This window comes from Burkholderia sp. LK4 (assembly GCF_001043615.1).
Taxonomy (GTDB): Bacteria; Pseudomonadota; Gammaproteobacteria; order Burkholderiales; family Burkholderiaceae; genus Burkholderia; species Burkholderia cepacia.
Genome location: NZ_LDUL01000052.1, coordinates 42,217 through 62,474, shown reverse-complemented (window position 1 = coordinate 62,474; position 20,258 = coordinate 42,217). Strand labels below are relative to the sequence as shown.

Annotated in this window: 14 protein-coding genes; 3 read left to right on the top strand and 11 right to left on the bottom strand. The window is 69.7% G+C overall.

What is annotated here, in order from left to right; translation table 11 throughout:
* Positions 1 to 11: 11 nt before the first annotated feature.
* Entirely contained in the window at positions 12 to 128 is a 117-nt protein-coding gene (cydX, locus tag VK92_RS39230) for a cytochrome bd-I oxidase subunit CydX (RefSeq protein WP_021163033.1), read from the top strand.
* 589 nt (positions 129 to 717) lie between these two features.
* Positions 718 to 3,201 carry a family 20 glycosylhydrolase gene (locus tag VK92_RS25805; RefSeq protein ID WP_048025678.1) on the top strand — a complete coding sequence of 828 codons (2,484 nt, stop codon included), beginning with the start codon at positions 718 to 720 and terminating at the stop codon, positions 3,199 to 3,201.
* Between the two features lie 154 nt (positions 3,202 to 3,355).
* On the opposite strand, the gene nagE is transcribed toward VK92_RS25805, so the two are convergent.
* The 11 genes from nagE to VK92_RS25750 form a co-directional block, all read right to left on the bottom strand.
* Complete coding sequence (gene nagE, locus VK92_RS25800; RefSeq protein WP_021161277.1) at positions 3,356 to 5,125, bottom strand: N-acetylglucosamine-specific PTS transporter subunit IIBC; 1,770 nt, start codon at positions 5,123 to 5,125, stop codon at positions 3,356 to 3,358.
* A 97-nt stretch (positions 5,126 to 5,222) separates the two neighbouring features.
* Positions 5,223 to 7,805 carry a phosphoenolpyruvate--protein phosphotransferase gene (gene ptsP / locus VK92_RS25795; protein WP_048025679.1) on the bottom strand — a complete coding sequence of 861 codons (2,583 nt, stop codon included), beginning with the start codon at positions 7,803 to 7,805 and terminating at the stop codon, positions 5,223 to 5,225.
* 15 nt (positions 7,806 to 7,820) lie between these two features.
* Complete coding sequence (locus VK92_RS25790) at positions 7,821 to 8,828, bottom strand: SIS domain-containing protein (RefSeq protein WP_048025680.1); 1,008 nt, start codon at positions 8,826 to 8,828, stop codon at positions 7,821 to 7,823.
* Complete coding sequence (gene nagA, locus VK92_RS25785) at positions 8,821 to 9,924, bottom strand: N-acetylglucosamine-6-phosphate deacetylase (protein WP_048025681.1); 1,104 nt, start codon at positions 9,922 to 9,924, stop codon at positions 8,821 to 8,823. The genes VK92_RS25790 and nagA overlap by 8 nt, the downstream gene beginning before the upstream one ends.
* Positions 9,925 to 10,023: 99 nt before the next feature.
* Positions 10,024 to 10,758, bottom strand: coding sequence for a GntR family transcriptional regulator (locus VK92_RS25780; RefSeq protein ID WP_048025682.1), 735 nt, complete (start codon positions 10,756 to 10,758; stop codon positions 10,024 to 10,026).
* A gap of 321 nt (positions 10,759 to 11,079) precedes the next feature.
* On the bottom strand, positions 11,080 to 14,283 hold the full coding sequence (locus tag VK92_RS25775; protein WP_048025683.1) for an error-prone DNA polymerase: 3,204 nt from the start codon (positions 14,281 to 14,283) through the stop codon (positions 11,080 to 11,082).
* Between the two features lie 6 nt (positions 14,284 to 14,289).
* Positions 14,290 to 15,795 carry a Y-family DNA polymerase gene (locus VK92_RS25770; protein WP_048025684.1) on the bottom strand — a complete coding sequence of 502 codons (1,506 nt, stop codon included), beginning with the start codon at positions 15,793 to 15,795 and terminating at the stop codon, positions 14,290 to 14,292.
* Positions 15,728 to 16,435, bottom strand: a complete 708-nt coding sequence (gene imuA / locus VK92_RS25765) for a translesion DNA synthesis-associated protein ImuA (protein WP_027789072.1) — start codon at positions 16,433 to 16,435, stop codon at positions 15,728 to 15,730. The genes VK92_RS25770 and imuA overlap by 68 nt, the downstream gene beginning before the upstream one ends.
* Before the next feature lie 348 nt (positions 16,436 to 16,783).
* Positions 16,784 to 17,578: an ABC transporter ATP-binding protein gene (locus tag VK92_RS25760; RefSeq protein WP_048025685.1), complete on the bottom strand. Its 795-nt coding sequence runs from the start codon at positions 17,576 to 17,578 to the stop codon at positions 16,784 to 16,786.
* 1 nt (position 17,579) lies between these two features.
* Positions 17,580 to 18,476: an ABC transporter permease gene (locus VK92_RS25755; RefSeq protein ID WP_021163152.1), complete on the bottom strand. Its 897-nt coding sequence runs from the start codon at positions 18,474 to 18,476 to the stop codon at positions 17,580 to 17,582.
* A gap of 139 nt (positions 18,477 to 18,615) precedes the next feature.
* Positions 18,616 to 19,581 (bottom strand): ABC transporter substrate-binding protein, encoded by a 966-nt coding sequence (locus VK92_RS25750; RefSeq protein WP_048025686.1) that lies wholly within the window; start codon positions 19,579 to 19,581, stop codon positions 18,616 to 18,618.
* A 333-nt stretch (positions 19,582 to 19,914) separates the two neighbouring features.
* Here VK92_RS25750 and VK92_RS25745 point away from each other — a divergent pair, with 333 nt between their 5' ends.
* Positions 19,915 to 20,223 carry a VF_A0006 family four-cysteine protein gene (locus VK92_RS25745; protein ID WP_048025687.1) on the top strand — a complete coding sequence of 103 codons (309 nt, stop codon included), beginning with the start codon at positions 19,915 to 19,917 and terminating at the stop codon, positions 20,221 to 20,223.
* Positions 20,224 to 20,258: the final 35 nt, after the last annotated feature.

The window sequence follows — 20,258 nt, the reverse complement described above, 5'->3', positions numbered from 1 at the left end:
GGAGTCGGATCATGTGGTATTTCAGCTGGATTCTCGGTATCGGCGTCGCGCTGTCGTTCGGCATCGTCAATGCGATGTGGCTCGAAGCACGGCAGAAAACGCAGGAAGCACGCGTAACCCGCAACTGACGCGTTCGGCCGATCGAGCGGCCGCCGCCCGGAAGGAACCTCGCCTCGCGCGAGGTTTTTTTTCGCCCGGACAAGCCGGACATGCCGATGCCAATTTAGCGCCAGATTGATACCACTTGAATACCAATAAAAGGTTTCATAAGATCTTTGGACACGGCCGCTGACAGGCCGAATCCATCTGGGTGGGGGAGACATGCGAATCCCGTATGCGGCGCGCACGTGCGCGCCATCTCGCCGTCGCCGCGCGGCGGCCGGTTACGCTTCGTCCGCGCCCGGCGCCGCCGTCGTCCGCGCCGGTCACGCGTGCGCCTTTGTCACCGGGCGCGTCGCCACCGCGTCAGGGTCAGCATCGTCCGCAACCGCGGCCGCCGCCGTGCCCGGCCGATGAGGACGCGCACCCGCCCGCGCCGATCCGACCGGCACGCCTGCCCGCCACCCGTTCCGTAACGCACGCTTCCGCGTGCCGACTGCGCGCAGGGCAGCCGCATCGCCCGCGCATCCTGTTGTCCCCGCAGCTCCGTTGAAAGACCCGCCCGCAGCGACGTCATCCCGTGACGCCGCTACGCCCCCCTTTTTCTCAGGAGTCCGCATGAGCCGAACTTTGTCCACCCTGTTTGCCGGCGTGCTGATCGCGGCACTGCCGCCGGTCGCGCTCGGCGCGCTGCCCGCGTCGAGTGCGGCGGTCGCGGCGGCCGGTGCCGTCCGCCCGCCCGTGCCGCCGGCCGATCTCGCGGCGCGGCTGTCGAACGGCCTCGCGCTGCGCGTCGCCGTCGACAACAATCACGCGGCCTCGGCCGGCGTGCAGTGCGCCGACCTCGGTGCCGACGGCGCGGCCTGCGCGACGGGCCGCCTGATCCTGCAGAACCGCGGCCATCAGGCGATCGCCGACGGCGGCTGGAAGCTCTACCTGCACAGCATCCGCCGCCTGCTGCGAATCGATCGCCCCGGCTTCGCGCTGCGGCGGCTCACCGGCGACCTGTACGAGCTGACACCGCAACCCGGCTCGGTGCGGCTGGCACCGGGCGAGCGCATCGAACTGCCGTTCGTCGCCGAATACTGGCTGCTGCGCTACAGCGACGTGATCCCGCGCCCGTACGTGGTTGTCGAGGGCGCGCCGCCCGCCGTGCTCCGCTACAACGACACCGACGACGAGCTGCGCTACGTCGAATCGCTGCCGGCCGACGCGCAGAACAACTCGACGGGCAACGCGCCGCCGGTGGCCGCACGGCCCGACCCGAGCCGCGCGCTGCCGAGCGTGAAGCGCGAGCAGCCGCTACCCGGCACGCTCGAGCTGCGCGGTGTCGAGCTCGCCCTGCCCGATCTGCCGGACGCGCAGGTCGCGGCGCTGCGCGAACGTGCGACGACACTCGGGCTCGACGGCGCGCGCGTGCCGGTGCGGGGCGCGGTCGCGCCGCGCCGGCTGCCGGCCGACATCGCGACGCCGGGCGGCTACCGGCTCGCGATCGGGCCGCGCGGCGTGCTGATCGAGGGCTACGATCGCGCGGGCCTCTACTACGGCGTGCAGACGCTCTACTCGCTCGCACCGGCCGGCGGCGGCCCGATCCCGGCGATGCTCGTCGAGGATGCGCCGCGCTTCATGCATCGCGGGATGCACGTCGACCTCGCACGCAACTTCAAGCACCCGGCGACGCTGCGCCGCCTGATCGACCAGATGAGCGCGTACAAGCTCAATCGCCTGCACCTGCACCTGTCGGACGACGAGGGCTGGCGCATCGAGATTCCCGGCCTGCCCGAACTGACCGGGATCGGCTCGCGCCGCTGTCACGACCCGAGCGAGACGCGCTGCCTGCTGCCGCAGCTCGGCTCCGGCCCGGACAACCGCTCGGGCGGCGGCTACCTGACCCGCGACGACTACGTGGCGCTCGTGCGTTACGCGGCCGCGCATTTCGTCGAGATCGTCCCCGAGATCGACATGCCCGCACATGCGCGCGCGGCCGTCGTGACGATGGAGGCACGTTACCGGCGGCTGCATGCGGCCGGGCGCGAGCAGGAAGCGAACGCATACCGGCTGCTCGATCCGCAGGACACGTCGAACCTGACGACGGTGCAGTTCTACGACCGCCGCAGCGACCTGAACCCGTGCGTGCCGGGCGCGCTCAATTTCGCATCGAAGGTGATCCGCGAGATCGCGGCGATGCATGCGGATGCGCAGGCGCCGCTGCACATCTGGCATTACGGCGGCGACGAGGCGAAGAACATCTTCCTCGGCGCGGGCTTCCAGCCGCTGAACGGCACCGATCCGAACAAGGGGCGCATCGATCTCGCCGCGCAGGACAAGCCGTGGGCGCGTTCGCCCGCATGCACGGCGTTGCTCCAGCGCGGCGAGATCAAGTCGATCGACGAGCTGCCGACGCGTTTCGCTCAGCAGGTGAGCGCGGCGGTCAGCGCAAACGGGATCGACACGATGGCCGCGTGGCAGGACGGCATCAAGCATGCGAACGGGCCGCAGGACTTCAGCACGCGCCACGTGATGGTGTCGCTGTGGGACACGATCTTCTGGGGGGCGTCGGACAGCGCGCGCGACCTGAGCGGCAAGGGCTACCTGACGGTGCTCGCGCTGCCCGACTACCTGTACTTCGACTTCCCGTACACGCTCAACCCGCGCGAGCGCGGCTACTACTGGGGCTCGCACGCGACGGACGAGTACAAGGTGTTCTCGCTCGCGCCGGAGAACCTGCCGCAGAACGCCGAAGTGATGGGCGACCGTGACGGCAACCCGTTCGAGGTAACCGGCACGGGCCCCGCGCCGCGCATCGAAGGCATGCAGGGCCAGGCATGGGGCGAGGTGATGCGCAACGACACCTTCCTCGAGTACATGGCCTATCCGCGGCTGCTCGCGCTCGCCGAGCGCGCCTGGCACCGCGCCGACTGGGAACTGCCGTATGCGGCCGGCGTGCGCTACAAGCGCGGCGACACGCATCACGTCGACACGGCCGCGCTGCAGCGCGACTGGGCCGGTTTCGCGACGCTGCTCACGCAACGCGAATTGCCGAAGCTCGACCGGGCCGGTGTCGGCTACCGGAAGCCGACCTTCACGCTGACGAATCCGTGATCGGCTGAACGACCGGGCGATGCGCGATGCAAACACGTGCATCGCGCCATCGCCCGCACCAAGAAAAAACGGCTTGCGACGCAAGGATCGCAAGCCGTTTTCGTTTTGCCGGCCGGCCCGAATCCGCATCGCAGATCGGGCCGGCCTGGTCACGTCAGGCCGGCTGCGCGGCCGCCCCGCTGCCCGACGGCGGCAGGCGCGCGCCGAGCTGTTCGGCGTAGCGTGCCGCCGCATTGCCGCAGACGATGTGGAACGTGTCGAGCGACACCCACGCGACGTCGAGTGCGCCGAGACGATCGCGATCGACCGCCGACGGATCGCGCACGACCACACGCAGGCGCGTGGTCGCGATCGCGTCGAGCGACACGACGTTGGTCGCGCCGCCGAACACCGCGAGCCAGCGCGTCGGCTCCGGATCGAGCGGACCGGCGGCCGCACCCGTGACGGGTTGCGCCGCGGCGGCCGTCGCCGTCGACGCGGCACCGGTCGCGCCGCTGCCGATCGCGGCACGCATCTCGTCGGCAATGATGTCCGCCTCGGGCCCGATGATCACCTGCACGCTGTTGCCGCCGCGCTTGAGCACGCCGCGCGCGCCGATCGACTTCAGTTCCGGCTCCGAGACCTTCTCCGGATCGACGACGGTCAGGCGCAGGCGCGTCGTGCATGCGTCGACGACCGACAGGTTGCCCGCCCCGCCGAGCGCGGCGATGTAGCGCTGCGCGCGCGGCGCGGCAGCCACCGCAGCGGCGCCCGCCGCCGGCGCGACGAAGCCGCCCGATGCGTACGATTCGGCAGCCGCGTCGGCCGATGCCGGCTCACGGCCCGGCGTAGCCATGTTGAACTTGCGGATGAAGAAGCGGAACAGCCCGTAATACGCGGCGCCGTACGCGATGCCGAGCGGGATCGCGATCCAGCCCTTCGTCGACAGCCCGTAGTTCAGCACGTAGTCGATCGCGCCCGCCGAGAACGTGAAACCGAGCTTCACGCCGAGGATCTGGCAGATCGCGAGCGACAGCCCCGTCAGCACCGCGTGGATCACGTACAGCACCGGTGCGAGGAACATGAAGCTGAATTCGATCGGCTCGGTCACGCCGGTCAGGAACGACGTGAGCGCCATCGAGAACAGCAGGCCGCCGACCATCGCGCGGCGCTCCTTCGGTGCCTCGTGCAGCATCGCGAGACACGCGGCCGGCAGGCCGAACATCATGATCGGGAAGAAGCCGGCCATGAAGGTGCCCGCGGTCGGGTCGCCTGCGAAGAAGCGGTGCAGGTCGCCGTGCACGATCTCGCCGCCGGCGGGCGGCGTGAAGTTGCCGAACACGAACCACGCGAGCGAGTTGATGATGTGGTGCAGGCCCGTGACGAGCAGCAGGCGGTTCAGGAAGCCGAACACGAACGCACCGATCGCGCCCGCCGTCGTCAGCCACTGGCCGGCCGCGTCGATCGCATGCTGGACCGGCTGCCACACGTACCCGAACGCAATGCCGAGTACCACGCACACCAGCCCCGTGATGATCGGCACGAACCGCTTGCCGCCGAAGAACGCAAGGTAGTCCGGCAGCTTGATGTCCTTGTAGCGGTTGTACAGCAGGCCCGCGACGACACCCGCGATGATCCCGGACAGCACGCCCATGTTCAGCTTGGGATCGATGTCCTTCATGATCGCGGTTTCGATCAGGTAGCCGATCGCGCCCGCGAGTGCCGCCACGCCGTTGTTGTCTTTCGCGAAACCGACCGCCACGCCGATCGCGAACAGCAGCGGCAGGTTGTCGAAGATCGCGCCGCCGGCGTCGGCGATCATCTTGATGTTGAACACGTCAGGCTGGCCGAGTCGCAGCAGGATGCCGGCGACCGGCAATACCGCGATCGGCAGCATCAGTGCCCGGCCCAGGCCCTGTATTTTCAGAAACGGATTCCCGTTCATTCAGTCCTCCAATCCTTGTCTCGTCGTTAAGCGTCGTTAATCGTCGTTGAGCTGACTGCCTTCGTCGTAATACGGGTCGCGAACCTGCCGTCGACGCTCAGTCGAGCGGCCAGACCTCGCGACTTGCTGCCCTTACCGCCTGTGCCGAATCGAGCGCGAGCAGATCCTGCGCGCGCTGACGGCACAACTGGTAATCGAGACGGCGCACACGCGCCTTGATGCCCGGCACCGATACGGGGTCGACCGACAGCTCGGTCACGCCGAGGCCCACCAGGATCGGCACCGCGAGCGGATCGCCGCCGAGCGCGCCGCACACGCCGACCCACTTGCCGTGCTTCGCGGCACCGCGCACCGCGATGTCGATCAGGCGCAGCACGGCCGGGTGCAGGCCGTCGGACTGCGCGGCGAGATCGGCCTGGCAGCGGTCCATCGCGAGCGTGTACTGCGTCAGGTCGTTGGTGCCGATCGACAGGAAATCCGCGTGCTGCGCGAGCTGGTCGGCCAGCAGCGCGGCCGACGGCACCTCGATCATCACGCCGACCTCGACCGGCTCGGTGCGGCCCTGGGCGCGCGCGAATTCGTCGATGCGCTTTTTCAGGCGCACGAGCTCGCCCGCGTCGGTCACCATCGGCAGCAGGATGCGCACCGCGCCGAACGGCTTCACCGCGAGCAGGCCCTGCAATTGATCGTCGAGCAGGTCGGGGCGCACCTGCGCGAGACGGATGCCGCGCAGGCCGAGCGCCGGGTTCGGTTCGGGCGGCAGCGTGAGGTAATCGACTTCCTTGTCGGCGCCGACGTCGAGCGTGCGGATGATCGCCGTGCGGCCCTGCAGCGCGTCGACGATCGACTGGTAGCTCTGCTGGTGCTCGACGACCGTCGGCGCGGCCTGGCGATGGATGAACATCAGCTCGGTACGCAGCAGGCCGACCGCGTCGGCGCCGTTGTCGACCGCGGTGTTCGCATCGTCGAGCGTCGCGATGTTCGCGGCGACCTCGATCGCGCGCCCGTCGACGGTGGCGGCCGCGGCCCCCGCCAGTTGCCGGTTCGCCTCGCGCACGCCGTCCAGGCGCTGGCGCTCGTGCCGCGCGCGCTCGACGTCGAGCGCGGTCGGTGCATGTTCGAGCCGGCCAGCGCTCGCATCGACGACGACCTGCGTGCCGTCCGGGATCGCGTACAGCGCATCGCCGACCGCCACCAGCGCCGGAATGCCGAGCTGGCGCGCGATGATCGCCGCGTGCGACGTCGCGCCGCCGCGCGCCATCACGAGCGCGGTCACGCGCTGGCGATCGAGCGACGACAAATCGGAAGGCGTGAATTCCTCGGCCGCGAGCACCGCTTCGTCGGGCAGCGCACGCGCGGCACCGTTCGTATGACCGAGCGCGCGCAGCACGCGCTTCTCGATGTCGCGCAGGTCGGCCGCGCGTTCGGCGAGCAACGCGTCGTCGAGCTTCGACAGCGTGTCGATCTGCGTGCGGATCGTCGCGCGCCATGCGAAGCCCGCGCTCTTGCCGAGGCTGATCAGGTCGCGTGCTGAGTCGATCAGCGTCGGGTCTTCCAGCAGCACGCGGTGCACCGCGAAGATGCCCGCTTCGCCGACCGCGCCGCGCGCCGATGCGTGGCGCACCGTTTCGTCGAGTTCGGCGTCGACGGCCTTCAGCGCCTGGTCGAGCTGGCGGCTCTCCGACGCGGGCGTGCCGGCGGCCTGTTCGGGCGGCACGATCTCCGCATCGTCGAGACGCACCATCGTGCCGACCGCGATGCCGGGTGCCGCGCACACGCCCGCGAGCGTATTCGGGTCAATGGGTGCGCCGACGTTGCGCGCAACCGTCTGCGGCGCGGGCGACCTCAGCCGCGCCGGCTTTTCCTCGACTTCACCGTGCGCTTCGCGCAGCAGCTCGTGCTCGACCGCATCGACGGCCTGCTGTGCGTGCGCGCCACGGCCGACCAGTTCGACCGTCGCGCCTTCGCCCGCACCGAGGCCGAGCAGGCCGACGACGCTCGCGATCGACGCCTTGCGGCCGTCGAACAGCACGTCGACGGTCGCGTCGAACCCGCGCACGGCTTCGCGCGCCCGCGCGGCCGGCCGTGCGTGCAGGCCACCCGGCTGGGCCAGCACGATTTCACGGCGCACTTCGTGATGCGCGGCTGCGCCGGTTTGTGCCGCCTGCGCAGCCGCTTCGCCCTTGCCGCGCAGCGTGAGCAGCGGCGTCTTGCCGGCCGTCGCGAAGCCGCTGGCACGATCGACGACCTCGAACGCATCCGAGTTCGCGATCGCGATCACCGACACGAGCGAATGCGCGCTGCGCGCCACCGCGTCCTGGTCGAACTCGATCAGCAGCGCGCCCGCCTCGACACGCGCGCCGGCCTCGACGTGCGCGGTGAAGCCCTGCCCGTTCAGCTCGACGGTGTCGATGCCGATGTGCAGCAGCACTTCCGCGCCTTGCGGCGTCGTGATCGTCACCGCGTGGCCGGTGCGCGCGAGATGCGACACGACGCCCGCGCACGGCGCGACGAGCTGGCCCGCGAGCGGGTCGATGCCGATGCCGTCGCCGAACATCCCGCCGGAGAACACCGGATCGGGCACGTCGGCCAGCGCGACGATCGGCCCGGTCAAGGGGCTGAGCAGGACGATCTGATCATGGGTAGAACTCTTCAACTGGGACTCCTCGGCGCGTCTCATCGGCTGTCTCGGCTATCAGTGCGTTTCGGTGACTTTGTTCAGGTGGCGCGGCGTGTCGGGGTTGCGGCCGCGCGCGACGGCGAGATCCGCCGCCATCACGTAGAACGAAAGAATGGCGGCGATCGGGTCGAGCGCCGAGTGGGCGGACTGCGCGAGCGGCAAGGTCGCGCCGGGCGTGCCGGCGGGCGCCGCGAGCAGCACCGCCGCGCCGCGTGCGCGCATGTCCTGCGCGAGCTGCAGCAGGCCGGCCTGCTCGGGCCCCGGCGGGGCGAACACGAGCAGCGGATAGTCGCGGTCGATCAGCTCCATCGGGCCGTGACGGACTTCGGCGCTCGAGAACGCCTCGGCCTGGATACCGGAGGTTTCCTTCAGCTTCAGCGCGGCTTCCTGCGCGATCGCGAGGCCCAGGCCGCGGCCGATCACGATCATCCGCTCGACACCCGCCAGCGCGGCGACGGCCTGCGACCAGTCGAGCCGGCCGGCCTGCGCGAGCACGTCGGGCAGGCCGCGCAATGCGGTCATCAGCGCGGCGTCGCGCTGCCAGTACGCGACGATCTGCGCGGACAGCGACAGCATCGCGATATAGCTCTTCGTCGCGGCGACCGACAATTCGGGGCCGGCGAGCAGCGGCAACTGGTGCTCGCACGCGTCGGCGAGCGGCGACGGCAGCACGTTCACGGCGGCGACGGTGCGCGCGCCGGCTTCGCGCAGCGCGGCCATCGTGTTGACGAGATCGGGGCTCTTGCCCGACTGGGAGAAGGCGATCGCGAGCTGGTCCTGCACCTTCAGCGGCGCCTGCTGCAGCGTGGCGACCGACATCGGCAGCGACGCGACCGGCACGCCGAGGCGGCTCATCGTCAGGCTCGCGAAATAGCTCGCGGCGTGATCCGAGCTGCCGCGCGCGACCGTCAGCGCGACGGCCGGCGGGTGATCGAGCAATTGGCCGGCGAGCGCTTCGACGCGCGCGGTGTCGGCGATCTGCGCGGCGACGACCTGGGCGGACTCGCGCGCTTCCTTAAGCATATTCGACAATCGATTCTCCTTCGACATAGGTCGCGGTGAGGTTCAGGTCGCGATCGAACACCGCGAGGTCGGCCCATGCGCCGCGCTCGAGGCGGCCGCGATCGGCGATGCCGAGGTAGTCGGCCGCATAGCGCGACATCCGGTTCGACACGTCGGCGATCGGCAGGCCGAGCGACACGAGGTTGCGCAGCGCCTGGTCCATCGTCAGCGTGCTGCCGGCGAGCGTGCCGTCGGCGAGACGCACGCCGCCGAGGCACTTCGTCACGTGCTGGCTGCCGAGCCGGTATTCGCCGTCGGGCATGCCCGTCGCGGACGTGCTGTCGGTCACGACGTACAGGCGCGGGATCGCGCGCAGCGCCGCACGAATCGCGCCCGGGTGCACGTGCAGCAGATCGGGAATGATTTCCGCGTATTCGGCGTGAGCAAGCGCCGCGCCCACCAGGCCGGGGTTGCGGTGATGCAGCGGCGACATCGCGTTGAACAGGTGCGTGAAGCCGCACGCGCCGTGCTTGAGCGCGGCCACCGCGTCGTCGTAGGTCGCGAGCGAGTGGCCGAGCTGCACGCGCACGCCGCGCGCGGCCATCTCGCCGATGATCTCGATGTGGCCGGCGATTTCCGGCGCGAGCGTGACGACGCGGATCGGCGCGATCGACAGGTACTTCAGCACTTCGTCGAGCACGGCCGAGACGGCCGCGTCGGGCTGCGCGCCGAGCTTGCCGGGGTTGATGTACGGGCCTTCGAGGTGCACGCCGAGCACGCGCGCGCCGCCCGGCGTGCGGGTACGCGCGACGCTGCCGAGGTTGCCGACGACTTTCATCAGTTCGTCGCGCGGCGCGGTCATCGTCGTCGCGAGCAGGCTCGTCGTGCCGAATTGCGCGTGCGTGCGGGCGATCGTCTCGATCGCGTCGCCGCCTTCCATCACGTCGGCGCCGCCGCCGCCGTGCACGTGCAGGTCGATGAAGCCGGGCAGGATGTAAGGCGCGTCGTTCTTCGCGGGATCGACGGGCTTGCCGTCGAGTGTCGTGATGCGGCCGTTCTCGCTATCGAGCGAACCCTGAATCCAGCCGTCGGGGGTAAGGATGTTTCCAGTCAGCATGACGTTCTCTTGATGATCTGGTGACGCGGGTATCCGCGTCGTGATTTGCAATTCCGTGTCGTTGCTTCACGGCTGTCGCGCGCGGGCAAGTCTCGCGCGTCAGCGTTTCAGTTCGGCGACGAAGTCGTAGTAGTCGTCGCGGCAATACGTTTCGCTCACTTCGATCGCGCGCTGGTCGGCACCGTAGCCGATCCGCGTGATCACCAGCAGCGCCGAGCCCGGTTTCACCGCCATCCATTTCGCGATCGCGTGGGTCGCGTTCGCCGCGCGAAAGTGCTGCAGCGCGCGCACGACGGTCATCCCGCGCGTGTCGAGGTACTCGTACAGCGACGCACCGAGCGCCTGCGGATCGGGCACCACCGCGGCCGGCAGCGTCGAATGCTCGACCGCCATCACGATGCCGTCCGCGCGGCGCAGCCGTTCGAGCCGCGCCACCGTCGCGCCGGGGGCGAGACCGAGATGCGTGATCTCGTCGCGGGTCGCGGCGCGCAGCGTGCGCGACAGCCATACCGAATCGGGCACGAAGCCGCGCTGCTTCATCTTCGCGGTGAAGCCGACGAGACGCGACAGCGGATCGGCGACGCGCGGCGTGATGAAGCTGCCCGCTCCGCGCGCCCGCTTGATCAGCCCCTGCTCGACCAGCAGCGCGAGTGCGCGACGGGCCGTGATCCGCGATACGCCGACCGACACCGACAGCAGCCGCTCCGACGGCAGCGCCTCGCCGGCCCGCCACGCGCCGGCGTGGATCGCGCTCGCCAGGTTGCGGGCGAGCTGCAGATAGAGCGGCGTGTCGCTGAGGGGATCGGGCGCCAGTTCGGACCAGCCGGTTTCCATGTGCCTCCGGGTGTCGGACGACGACCTCGGGCCGTCGAAAGTGAGGGCATTATATAACCACCATAATACCAGTCAACGAACTGGTATTAGTGACGCAAAAATCGCCGAAAGCCTTGCCCGGCAAGCGTTTTAGTTGCGAGAAAGCCTTTGTTTACAACGCGATGCGGGATAGGGATTTACCCGGATTGGTATGCAAGGGGACAGTTCAAGCGCCGGATTTGCCGGGTTTGGAGGGGGGGAAACGATACCGGAATAGAACCAGTTCGGCCGACTGGTATGCATCGGCGTAGGGGGTGCCGGTACGACGGGGGCACCCCGGCATCAATGGAACTCGCGGCTCGACGTGCGCAGGCCGCCGAGCAGCGGCGTCAGATCCTCGAAATGCTGCGCGACGAGGTGCCTCACGTCGCTCGCGACCTGCCACACGCCGGACACGGCGAGCAGCCGCGAATCGAGGGTTTCGCGGCGCTGCCGCGCGAGCAGCTCGGGCCGGACGATCAGGTTCACGCAGCCGGTTTCGTCCTCGAGCGTCATGAACATCACGCCTTTCGCGGTGCCCGGCATCTGCCGTGCGGTCACGAGCCCGCACGCGCGCGCGAGCCGGCCGTCGGGCCGGTCGTGCAGTTCGGCCGCGGACGACAGCCGCCGCGCGCGCAGCTCGGGCCGCAGCAGCGCGACCGGGTGGCGGTTCAGCGTGAGGCCGGTGGTGTGATAGTCGGCGAGGATGTCGTCGGCCTCCGACGGCGCGCCGAGTGCCGGCTTCTCCGCTTCGTCGATCGGTGCAGTCGCGAGCAGGTCGCGCTCGGGTGCCGCGGCGACCGCTTGCCACAGCGCGTCGCGGCGGTGGCCGGCGAGGGTCGCGAGCGCGTTCGCGGCGGCGAGCGCCTCGAGATCGCGGCGTTCGAGCTGCGCGCGGCGCGCGAGAGTGTCGACGTTGTCGAAGGGGCCCGCCGCGCGTGCGGCTTCGATCCTGCGGACAGCGGCTTCTCCCAGACCGCTCACGAGCGACAGCCCGAGCCGGACGGCCGGCTGTCCGTGCGGAGGCGGCTGGCCGGGCAGCGCTTCGAGCGATGCCTCCCAGCCGCTTTGCGTGACGTCGATCGGCAGGACCTGCACGCCGTGACGCTTCGCGTCCTGCACGAGTTGCGACGGCGGATAGAAACCCATCGGCTGGCTGTTCAGCAATGCGGCGAGGAAGATCGCCGGTTCGTGGCATTTGAGCCAGCTGCTGGCGTAGGCGAGCTTCGCGAAGCTCGCCGCGTGGCTCTCGGGGAAACCGTAATCGCCGAAACCCTTGATCTGCTCGAAGATCTGTTCGGCGAACTCGGGCGGGTAATCGCGCTCGCGCATCCCGTCGACGATCTTGCCGTGATATTGCTCCAGATTGCCCTTGCGCTTCCACGCGGCCATCGCGCGACGCAACTGGTCGGCCTCGCCGGCCGTGAAGCCGGCCGCGATCATCGCGATCTGCATCACCTGTTCCTGGAAGATCGGCACGCCGTACGTCCGTTCGAGTGCGGGCTTCAGGTCCTCCTTTGGATAACTGACCTTTTCGAGGCCCTGGCGTCGTTTCAGATAGGGGTGCACTGCCCCGCCCTGGATCGGCCCCGGCCGCACGATCGCGACCTCGATCACCAGGTCGTAATAAGTGCGCGGCCGCAGGCGGGGCAGCATCGACATCTGCGCGCGCGATTCGATCTGGAACACGCCGACCGTGTCGGCGCGGCAGATCATGTCGTAGGTTGCGACGTCATCCTTCGGAATGTGCTTCAACGTGAACGGCTTGCCGTCTGCCTTCGGCGGGCCTCGCCATGCGGTGCGCATGTCGAACGCGCGATGCAGCGCCGACAGCATGCCGAGCGCGAGCACGTCGACCTTCATCAGCCCGAGTGCTTCGAGATCGTCCTTGTCCCACTGGATCACGCGCCGCCCGTCCATCGCCGCGTTCTCGACCGGCACGAGCCGCGTGAGCTTGCCGCGGCTGATCACGAAGCCGCCCGAGTGCTGCGACAGATGGCGCGGGAAGTTCAGCAGCCGCGCGGCGAGCCGGGCCCACGCCTGGATGAGCGGCGTCTCGGGATCGAGCCCGGTCGTCGAGAATTGCTGCAGCAGGTCGCGACTGCCGTCGAACCAGCGATGCGCTTTCGCGACGCGATCGACCAGCACCGGATCGACACCGAGCGCCTTGCCGGTCTCGCGCAGCACGCCGCGCGGGCGATAGGTCGATACGGCGGCCGCCAGTGCGGCGCGATCGTGCCCGTACTTCTCGTAGATATGCTGAATCACTTCTTCCCGGCGCTGATGCTCGAAATCGACGTCGATATCGGGCGGCTCGCCGCGTTCCACGCTGATGAAGCGCTCGAACAGCATCGTGCTCTGATCGGGATCGACCTCGGTAATGCCGAGGCAATAGCAGACCACCGAGTTCGCCGCCGAGCCGCGTCCCTGGCACAGGATGTTCTGGCTGCGCGCGAATTTGACGATGTCGTAGACGGTCAGGAAGAACGGCTCGTAATTCAGTTTCGCGATCAGGGCGAGTTCATGCCGGATCTGCCTGGCGACTTTCTCCGGCACACCATTCCAGTAACGCCGGGCCACACCCGCCCAGGTCTCCTGCTTCAGGTAGCTCGCCGGCGTATGCCCGCGCGGGACGAGTTCGAGCGGGTATTCATACTTCAGGTCGTCGAGGGAGAAATTGCAGCCGTCGAGCATCGCGCACGTCTGCGCGATCTCCTCCGGCGCAAACAGCTTCCCGATCCGCCCGCGCGCACGCAGATGCTGCTCCGCATTCGGCGCGAGCGCATAACCGCATTCCGCGACAGGCATCCCGACACGAATCGCCGTCATCACGTCCTGCAGTTCCTTGCACGAGCGCCGGTGCATCGTCACGTCGCCGAGTGCGACGATGCGCACGCCGCGCCGCTCGCCGGCCGCACGAATCTCCTCGCGCTGCGCACCGTCCAGCGCGCGCTGCAACTGCACGAGCCCGAGCCGTGCACGCTCGCCGAACGTCGCGCGAAACCACGCGACCTGTGCATCGAGCACGTCCGCGCGCACCGGGTACGCGGGCACGAGAATCGCGAAGCAGTCGGGCATGCCGCGCAGGTGTGCGAATGCCTCGGGCGGCCTCGACAGCATGTGCGACGTCAGCGTGTACGTCCCCTTCGGCGCTTCCATCCGCCGCCACGAAATCAGCTCGGACAGGTTGCCGTAGCCTTCCCGATTCTGCGCGAGCAGCACGAGCCCGAACGCGCCGGGGCCCGGATCGTGGCCCGGTGCGACTTCATCCGGTGTGACTTCGAAGTACGAACCGATGACGAGCGGCAACCCTTTCGCCTTCGCCGCGACGTGCATGCGCGGTGCACCGGCGAGCGAGCATTCGTCGGTGATCGCGATCCCGCGATAGCCGAGTTCCGCCGCACGCTCGACCAGTTCTTCCGCATGCGACGCGCCATGCAGGAACGAAAAGTTCGAACGGCAGAACAACTCCGCGTAATCGGGCAGCCAGCTGAATTCCGCAACCATGACCGTTCACCCGAACAGGCCGTGCAGGAACCAGCGCGGCTCGGCCTCGCTCGCTGCCCGCTCCTTGAACACCCAGTAGCACGCACCGGTTTCGTCCTGCGCGACGTGGTAATCGCGTGCGGCGAGCTGGCCATCGAACCACCCGGCCTCGATCCGTTCCACCGACGACATCATCCTGAGCGGCGTATGAAATACCGGCCGCTCCCCCCGCATCAGCAGCGGCAGCGGCTCGTCCAGCAACCACGCGGGCCTCGGCGGCACGGCCGGCGGCCCGCCGGCCGGCTTGCCGGCCTGCGCATCGAGCGGCAGCCAGCGGTTCGCGGCCTCGGGCCGGTGATCGGCGACGGGTGCCGCGCGCAGCACGTTCTCCGCGCCGAGCCGTGCGACCAGCAGCTCGAACAGCCGCGCGCGCGTCTCTTTCGTGCCGCCCGGCTCGGGGAACAGATCGTCGGCCGGCGGCGCGACCGATTCGACGCGCGTGGCCGTCAGACGCACCGCGATCACCGCGGCCGGCAACTCGACGCGCGCGAGCCGCTCGCCGAGCAGCCGCATGAAGTGCGTCTCGTCGCGCACGGGCGCGGCGAACGCGAGTTCGAGCGACGTCGGCGGCACGGCCTGGCGGCCGCGCTCGTGCTCGAGATCGAACGTCATCGCGGCCAGCGACAGCTGCCGCGCGACCAGCCAGCCGCACAGCTGCACGACGAGCCGCCGCGCGGCGAACAGCACGGCTTCCGCGTATTCGACGCGCTCCGGCAATTCGAGCCGCACGTCGAACACCGGCGGCACCGCCATCCATGCGAGCGGCTCGACCGCATCGCCGTACGCGCGATCGAGCGCGGCCAGCAACGCGGGACCGCAGCGGCGCTGCAGCCCCGCGCGCGGCAGGTTGCGCAGGTCGGCGAGCGTGCGGCAGCCGAGGCCGTCGAACCAGCCCGCATACGGACGCGCCTCGGGCAGCAGCACGTACGGCAGCCTGTCGAGCGAACGCACGAGCGACACCTGGCCGGCGACGCGGCGCCGGATGCGTGCACGGGCCGACACGCGCGCGAGCAGCCACGCGCCACGCCCGGTCGGTGCGGCGGACAGGCGCGCCGCATAACCGAGTGCCGCGAGCGTCGCGCGCACCTGTCGGCACAGCGACGGCAGGCCGCCGAACAGGCGCAGGCTCGGGCCGACGTCGACGATCAGCGTGGCTTCGTCGTCGAGCGCAACGCACGGCGAAAAGCGCAGCAACGCGAGCGCGACCGCGCGCAGCGCATCGGCCTCGCGCGCGGGGTCGCGTTCGACGAGCCGCGTGTGCGGCGCGAGCGTGAGCACGCCGCCGCGCTTCATGCCCGCGCGCACGCCCTGCCGGCGCGCGGGTGCATCGGCGATCAGCACGACACCCTGCTCGAGCACCGCGCAGCCTGCTTCGTCCGCTTCGTCTACGCGTTGCGCCGCGCCGTCAGACGGCGGCGGGGCGCACACGTCGAGCGGCAGGCGCGGCAGATGGATGCCGAGCAAGACGCGCATAGCGGCTCTCCACGATGGGCGACGGCAGGTCGAGCACGAGCGGCTCGCCGCGTGCGGGGCCGCGACGCTTGACGATGTCGAGCGACACGCCGCCCGGCACCGGATACAGCGCGACACGCAGCACGGCCGGCGACGGTTGCCGCGCGGCCGACAGCGGACGCAGCATCACGAACAGCGTGTCGCCCGTGCGCGCGGCTGCGAGATGCAGGCGCCGCAGCGCATCGGGCCGCGCATCCTGCCAGAGCAGCAGCGCGCCGCAGCACCCCGTCTTGAGCGCCTGCTCGGCGGCCCACAGCGCATCGGTGCGGCTGCCGGCACGCAGCCACAGCAGTGCGTCGGACGGTACGCCGAGGCTGGCGAGCGCGGTCGCATGCGGCGCTTGAGGCGGCGCGACGAGCGCAAGCGGACGGCGCGCGCTGACGGTGCGTGCGAGCGCGGGTGCGAGCAGCCGCATCTCGCCGCAGCCCGGCTGCGCGGCCAGCAGTTCGACAAGCCCGCCGACCGGCCAGCCGCCGCCCGGCAACTCGGCCGACAGCGGGGCGAAGCCGGTATCGATCGTGCGCGGGCCGCCGCGCGCGAGCTGGGAACCGCGCCAAAGGGACGGATGAAGGGATTCGGGAGAAATGGAGGATGCGAGCATGACGCCACCCACAACTGTATGGATATACAGTATATGGCAATGCGCTCGCGTCGCACAGCACCGGCGCGAAACCGGTTTTCGTCAGAGGAAAAACGACGGGTAAGCCGGCGCGGTCGTCATGTTACGCCGCACCGGAGCGGGTATGGCCGGATCGTGCCGCCCGAACGCGCGCCACCGCCAACCGGGCCGAATTGCCGACCCGCCGCGCCACCCCAATTCGTCGGGATGATTCGCCGGACTGATTCGTCGGGCAGATTTGTCGCCCCGACTCGCCGGGCCGGCACGCCCCCCCTCACGCGAACCGGCACGATGCAACACCCCGCGCCGCGCCGGCCCGCCAGCCGCTCGTCAGCCGAGCAGCAGCGCGTCGTCGTCGAGCTGCTCGTGACGCACCTTCTCGAACATCTGCAGCAGGTCCGGCACGTCGAGCCCCTTGCGCGCGTCGCCCGACACGTCGAGCACGACCTGCCCCTGGTGCAGCATCACCGTGCGGTCGCCGTAGTCGAGCGCCTGCCGCATGCTGTGCGTGACCATCATCGTCGTCAGCCTGCTCTCGGCGACGATGCGCGCGGTCAGCTCCAGCACGAACGCGGCCGTCTTCGGGTCGAGCGCGGCCGTATGCTCGTCGAGCAGCAGGATCCGCGACGGCCGCAGCGACGCCATCAACAGGCTCACCGCCTGCCGCTGGCCGCCCGACAGCAGCCCGATCCGGTCGGTCAACCGGTTTTCCAGCCCGAGGTTCAGCAGCCGCAGCTTGTCGCGGAACAGCTCGCGCGACGGCCGGTCGAGCGCCGCGCGAAAGCCGCGCCGCGCGCCGCGCGCCATCGCGAGCGCCATGTTCTCCTCGATCGTCAGCGCCTCGCAGGTGCCGGCCATCGGATCCTGGAACACACGCGCGACGAGGTGCGCGCGGTCCCACGCGGCCTTGCGCGTGACGTCCGTGCCGTCGATCGAGATGCGTCCCGCATCGACGGCCTGGTCGCCGCTGATCGCATTGAGGAAGGTCGATTTGCCGGCGCCGTTCGAGCCGATCACCGCGACGAACTGGCCGTCGGGAATCTCGAGCGACAGCCCGCGCAGCGCGCGCGTCTCGATCGGCGTGCCGGGATTGAACGTCAGTTTCAGGTCTTGTGCGGACAGCATGTCAGGCCCCTCCGTTCTTGCGCGCGAACAGCTTCTTGCGCGTTGCCGGCAGCACCAGCGCGATCGTGACGAGCGCGGCCGTCACGAGGTTCAGGTCCTGCGCCTTCAGGCCGATGAATTCGCTGTTCAGCGCAAGCGCGATGAAGAAGCGGTAGACGATCGCGCCGAGCACGACGGCGAGCGTCGTCAGCACGAGCCGGCGCGCCGGCAGCAGCGTCTCGCCGATGATCACCGCGGCCAGCCCGATCACGATCGTGCCGATCCCCATCGAGATGTCCGCGCCGCCCTGCGTCTGCGCGAACAACGCACCGGCGAGCGCGACGAGCGCGTTCGACAGCGCCATCCCGGCGAGCGTCGCGCGGCCGGTCGCGATGCCCTGCGCGCGCGCCATCCGCGGGTTCGCGCCGGTCGCGCGCATCGCGAGGCCGAGCTGCGACGAGAAGAACCAGTCGAGGCCGAGCTTCGCGACCACGACGACGATCGCGAGCAGTGCGGGGCGCAGCACGTAATCGGGCATCCAGTCGGGCTGCAGCACGGTGAAGACGGTCGGCTCGGTGATGAGCGGCACGTTCGGCCGGCCCATGATCCGCAGGTTCACCGAATAGAGCGCGATCATCATCAGGATGCTGGCGAGCAGGTCCATGATCTTCAGGCGCACGTTGAGCCAGCCGGTGATGAAGCCGGCCACCGCGCCCGCGACGATCGCGATGCAGGTCGAGCTGAACGGGTCGTAGCCGGCGGAGATCAGCGTCGCGGCGACGGCGCCGCCGAGCGGAAAGCTGCCGTCGACGGTGAGGTCGGGGAAGTTGAGGATGCGAAACGAGATCAGCACCCCGAGGGCGACGAGGCTGAAGATCAGGCCGATCTCCAGGGCGCCCAGAAACGAGAACAGAGACATGATGGGGAAATCCTGTTGCTTCCCGGCCGGACGTGTACGGCCGGGCGAAGCGAACGGGCGGCCCCGGGTGGGAGCCGCCCGTCCGGCGGTGTCGTTCAGGCCCGGATCGGGCCTGCAGGCGCGGCGCTCGGGCCGCGGCTTACTTGATGACCGTCTTCGCGTCCTTGAGCAGATCGGGCGCGAGCGTCACGCCCTGCTTCGCGGCCGCGCCCGTGTTCGCGAACAGCTCGAGGTTGCTGCTCGTTTCCGACGCGATCGCGCCCGGCTTCTCGCCCTTCAGGATGCGCGCGACGACCTTGCCCGTCTGGCGGCCGAGGTCGCCGTAGTTGATGCCGAGCGCCGCGATGCCGCCGCGCTTCACGCTGTCGGTGTCGCCGGCGACGAGCGGGATCTTCGCTTCGTTCGCGACCTTCACGAGCGCTTCGTACGCGGACACGACGTTGTTGTCGGTGTTCGTGTAGATCACGTCGACCTTGCCGATCAGGCTTTTCGCGGCCGGGCCGATGTCGACGGTGCGCGGCGCGGCCGCTTCCTTCAGCGTCATCCCCTGCTTCGCGAGAATGCCCTTCAACTCCTTCACGACGACGACCGAATTCGCCTCGCCCGGGTTGTAGACCATGCCGACCGTCTTCGCGTTGGGCACGACGCGCTTGATCAGCGCGACCTGGCGATCGAGCGGCAGCTTGTCGGACACGCCCGTCACGTTGGTGCCCGACGGGCCCCAGCCCTTCACGAGCTGCGCGGCGACCGGATCGGTCACGCCCGAATAGACGACCGGCACGCTCTTCGTCGATGCAACCACCGCCTGCGCGGCCGGCGTCGCGATCGCGACGATCACGTCGGGCTGGTCGCCGACGAACTTGCGCGCGATCTGCGCGGCCGTGCCCGTGTTGCCCTGCGCGCTCTGGTATTCCCACTTGAGCTTGTCGTCGCCGTAACCTTCCGCCTTCAGTTCGGCGCGCACGCCGTCGCGGATCGCATCGAGCGCCGGGTGGTCGACGATCGACAGCACCTTGACGGTCTGGGCGTGCGCGGCACCGGCCAGCGCGAGTGCGGCCACGCCGGCCGTGATCGAACGGATCGCGAAAGTCTTGAAACGCTTCATGGGTGTGTCTCCCCCGTATTGTGTCGGTTCTGGATGATGGATTCCCGCCGCCGTCGTGCGGGCGCCGCCACGCGTGCGACGCGGTGGCGGCCGGCCCGTGCGCGCCCCGGGAAGGCGCGCAGCGGCGAACGCACGAGGATACCATTTCCGCAGACCACCGCCTGACTCCCGGCTTTCTTGAAGAGGCCGGGTCGCGGCGCCCGCCGGGGCGCCGCGACCGCGCGCGAAGCCCGGCCGACGGCGGTTTCGGCCGGCCCCGGCGCAACGCGTCAGCCGTGCTCGCGGCTTTACGTTATGCTGTCGGCCGACCCAGTCCACGCCATCGGAGGCGACATGAAACGGGGGATCCGAGCCATCGCATTCGCGGCTGTCGCGCTGGTGTTGCCGGGAGCGGCGTTCGCGCTGACCGACGGCAGCGCGCAATACGACGACTGCATGCTCAATGCGCTGCGCGAGAGCCGCAACGGTGCGGCGGCCCAGTTGATCCAGCGCTCGTGCGACGCGCTGTACCGCAACAACGCGATGCTGCTGCCGCGCGAGCGGCGCTTTCACGAGTGCGTCGTGCAGTCGCTGCCGGGTGTGCGCGACAACTATGCGATCCAGCAGATCATGTCGATCTGCTCGCGGCGCGGCGAGATGTGAGACGGCGCCGAACGCGGCATCCCGCGGCCCCCCGA

Coding starts and splice junctions, on each gene's coding strand:
- cydX (WP_021163033.1), top strand. CDS start 12: ATGTGGTATTTCAGCTGGATTCTCGGTATCGGCGTCGCGCTGTCGTTC.
- VK92_RS25805 (WP_048025678.1), top strand. CDS start 718: ATGAGCCGAACTTTGTCCACCCTGTTTGCCGGCGTGCTGATCGCGGCA.
- nagE (WP_021161277.1), bottom strand. CDS start 5,125: ATGAACGGGAATCCGTTTCTGAAAATACAGGGCCTGGGCCGGGCACTG.
- ptsP (WP_048025679.1), bottom strand. CDS start 7,805: ATGAGACGCGCCGAGGAGTCCCAGTTGAAGAGTTCTACCCATGATCAG.
- VK92_RS25790 (WP_048025680.1), bottom strand. CDS start 8,828: ATGCTTAAGGAAGCGCGCGAGTCCGCCCAGGTCGTCGCCGCGCAGATC.
- nagA (WP_048025681.1), bottom strand. CDS start 9,924: ATGCTGACTGGAAACATCCTTACCCCCGACGGCTGGATTCAGGGTTCG.
- VK92_RS25780 (WP_048025682.1), bottom strand. CDS start 10,758: ATGGAAACCGGCTGGTCCGAACTGGCGCCCGATCCCCTCAGCGACACG.
- VK92_RS25775 (WP_048025683.1), bottom strand. CDS start 14,283: ATGGTTGCGGAATTCAGCTGGCTGCCCGATTACGCGGAGTTGTTCTGC.
- VK92_RS25770 (WP_048025684.1), bottom strand. CDS start 15,795: ATGCGCGTCTTGCTCGGCATCCATCTGCCGCGCCTGCCGCTCGACGTG.
- imuA (WP_027789072.1), bottom strand. CDS start 16,435: ATGCTCGCATCCTCCATTTCTCCCGAATCCCTTCATCCGTCCCTTTGG.
- VK92_RS25760 (WP_048025685.1), bottom strand. CDS start 17,578: ATGCTGTCCGCACAAGACCTGAAACTGACGTTCAATCCCGGCACGCCG.
- VK92_RS25755 (WP_021163152.1), bottom strand. CDS start 18,476: ATGTCTCTGTTCTCGTTTCTGGGCGCCCTGGAGATCGGCCTGATCTTC.
- VK92_RS25750 (WP_048025686.1), bottom strand. CDS start 19,581: ATGAAGCGTTTCAAGACTTTCGCGATCCGTTCGATCACGGCCGGCGTG.
- VK92_RS25745 (WP_048025687.1), top strand. CDS start 19,915: ATGAAACGGGGGATCCGAGCCATCGCATTCGCGGCTGTCGCGCTGGTG.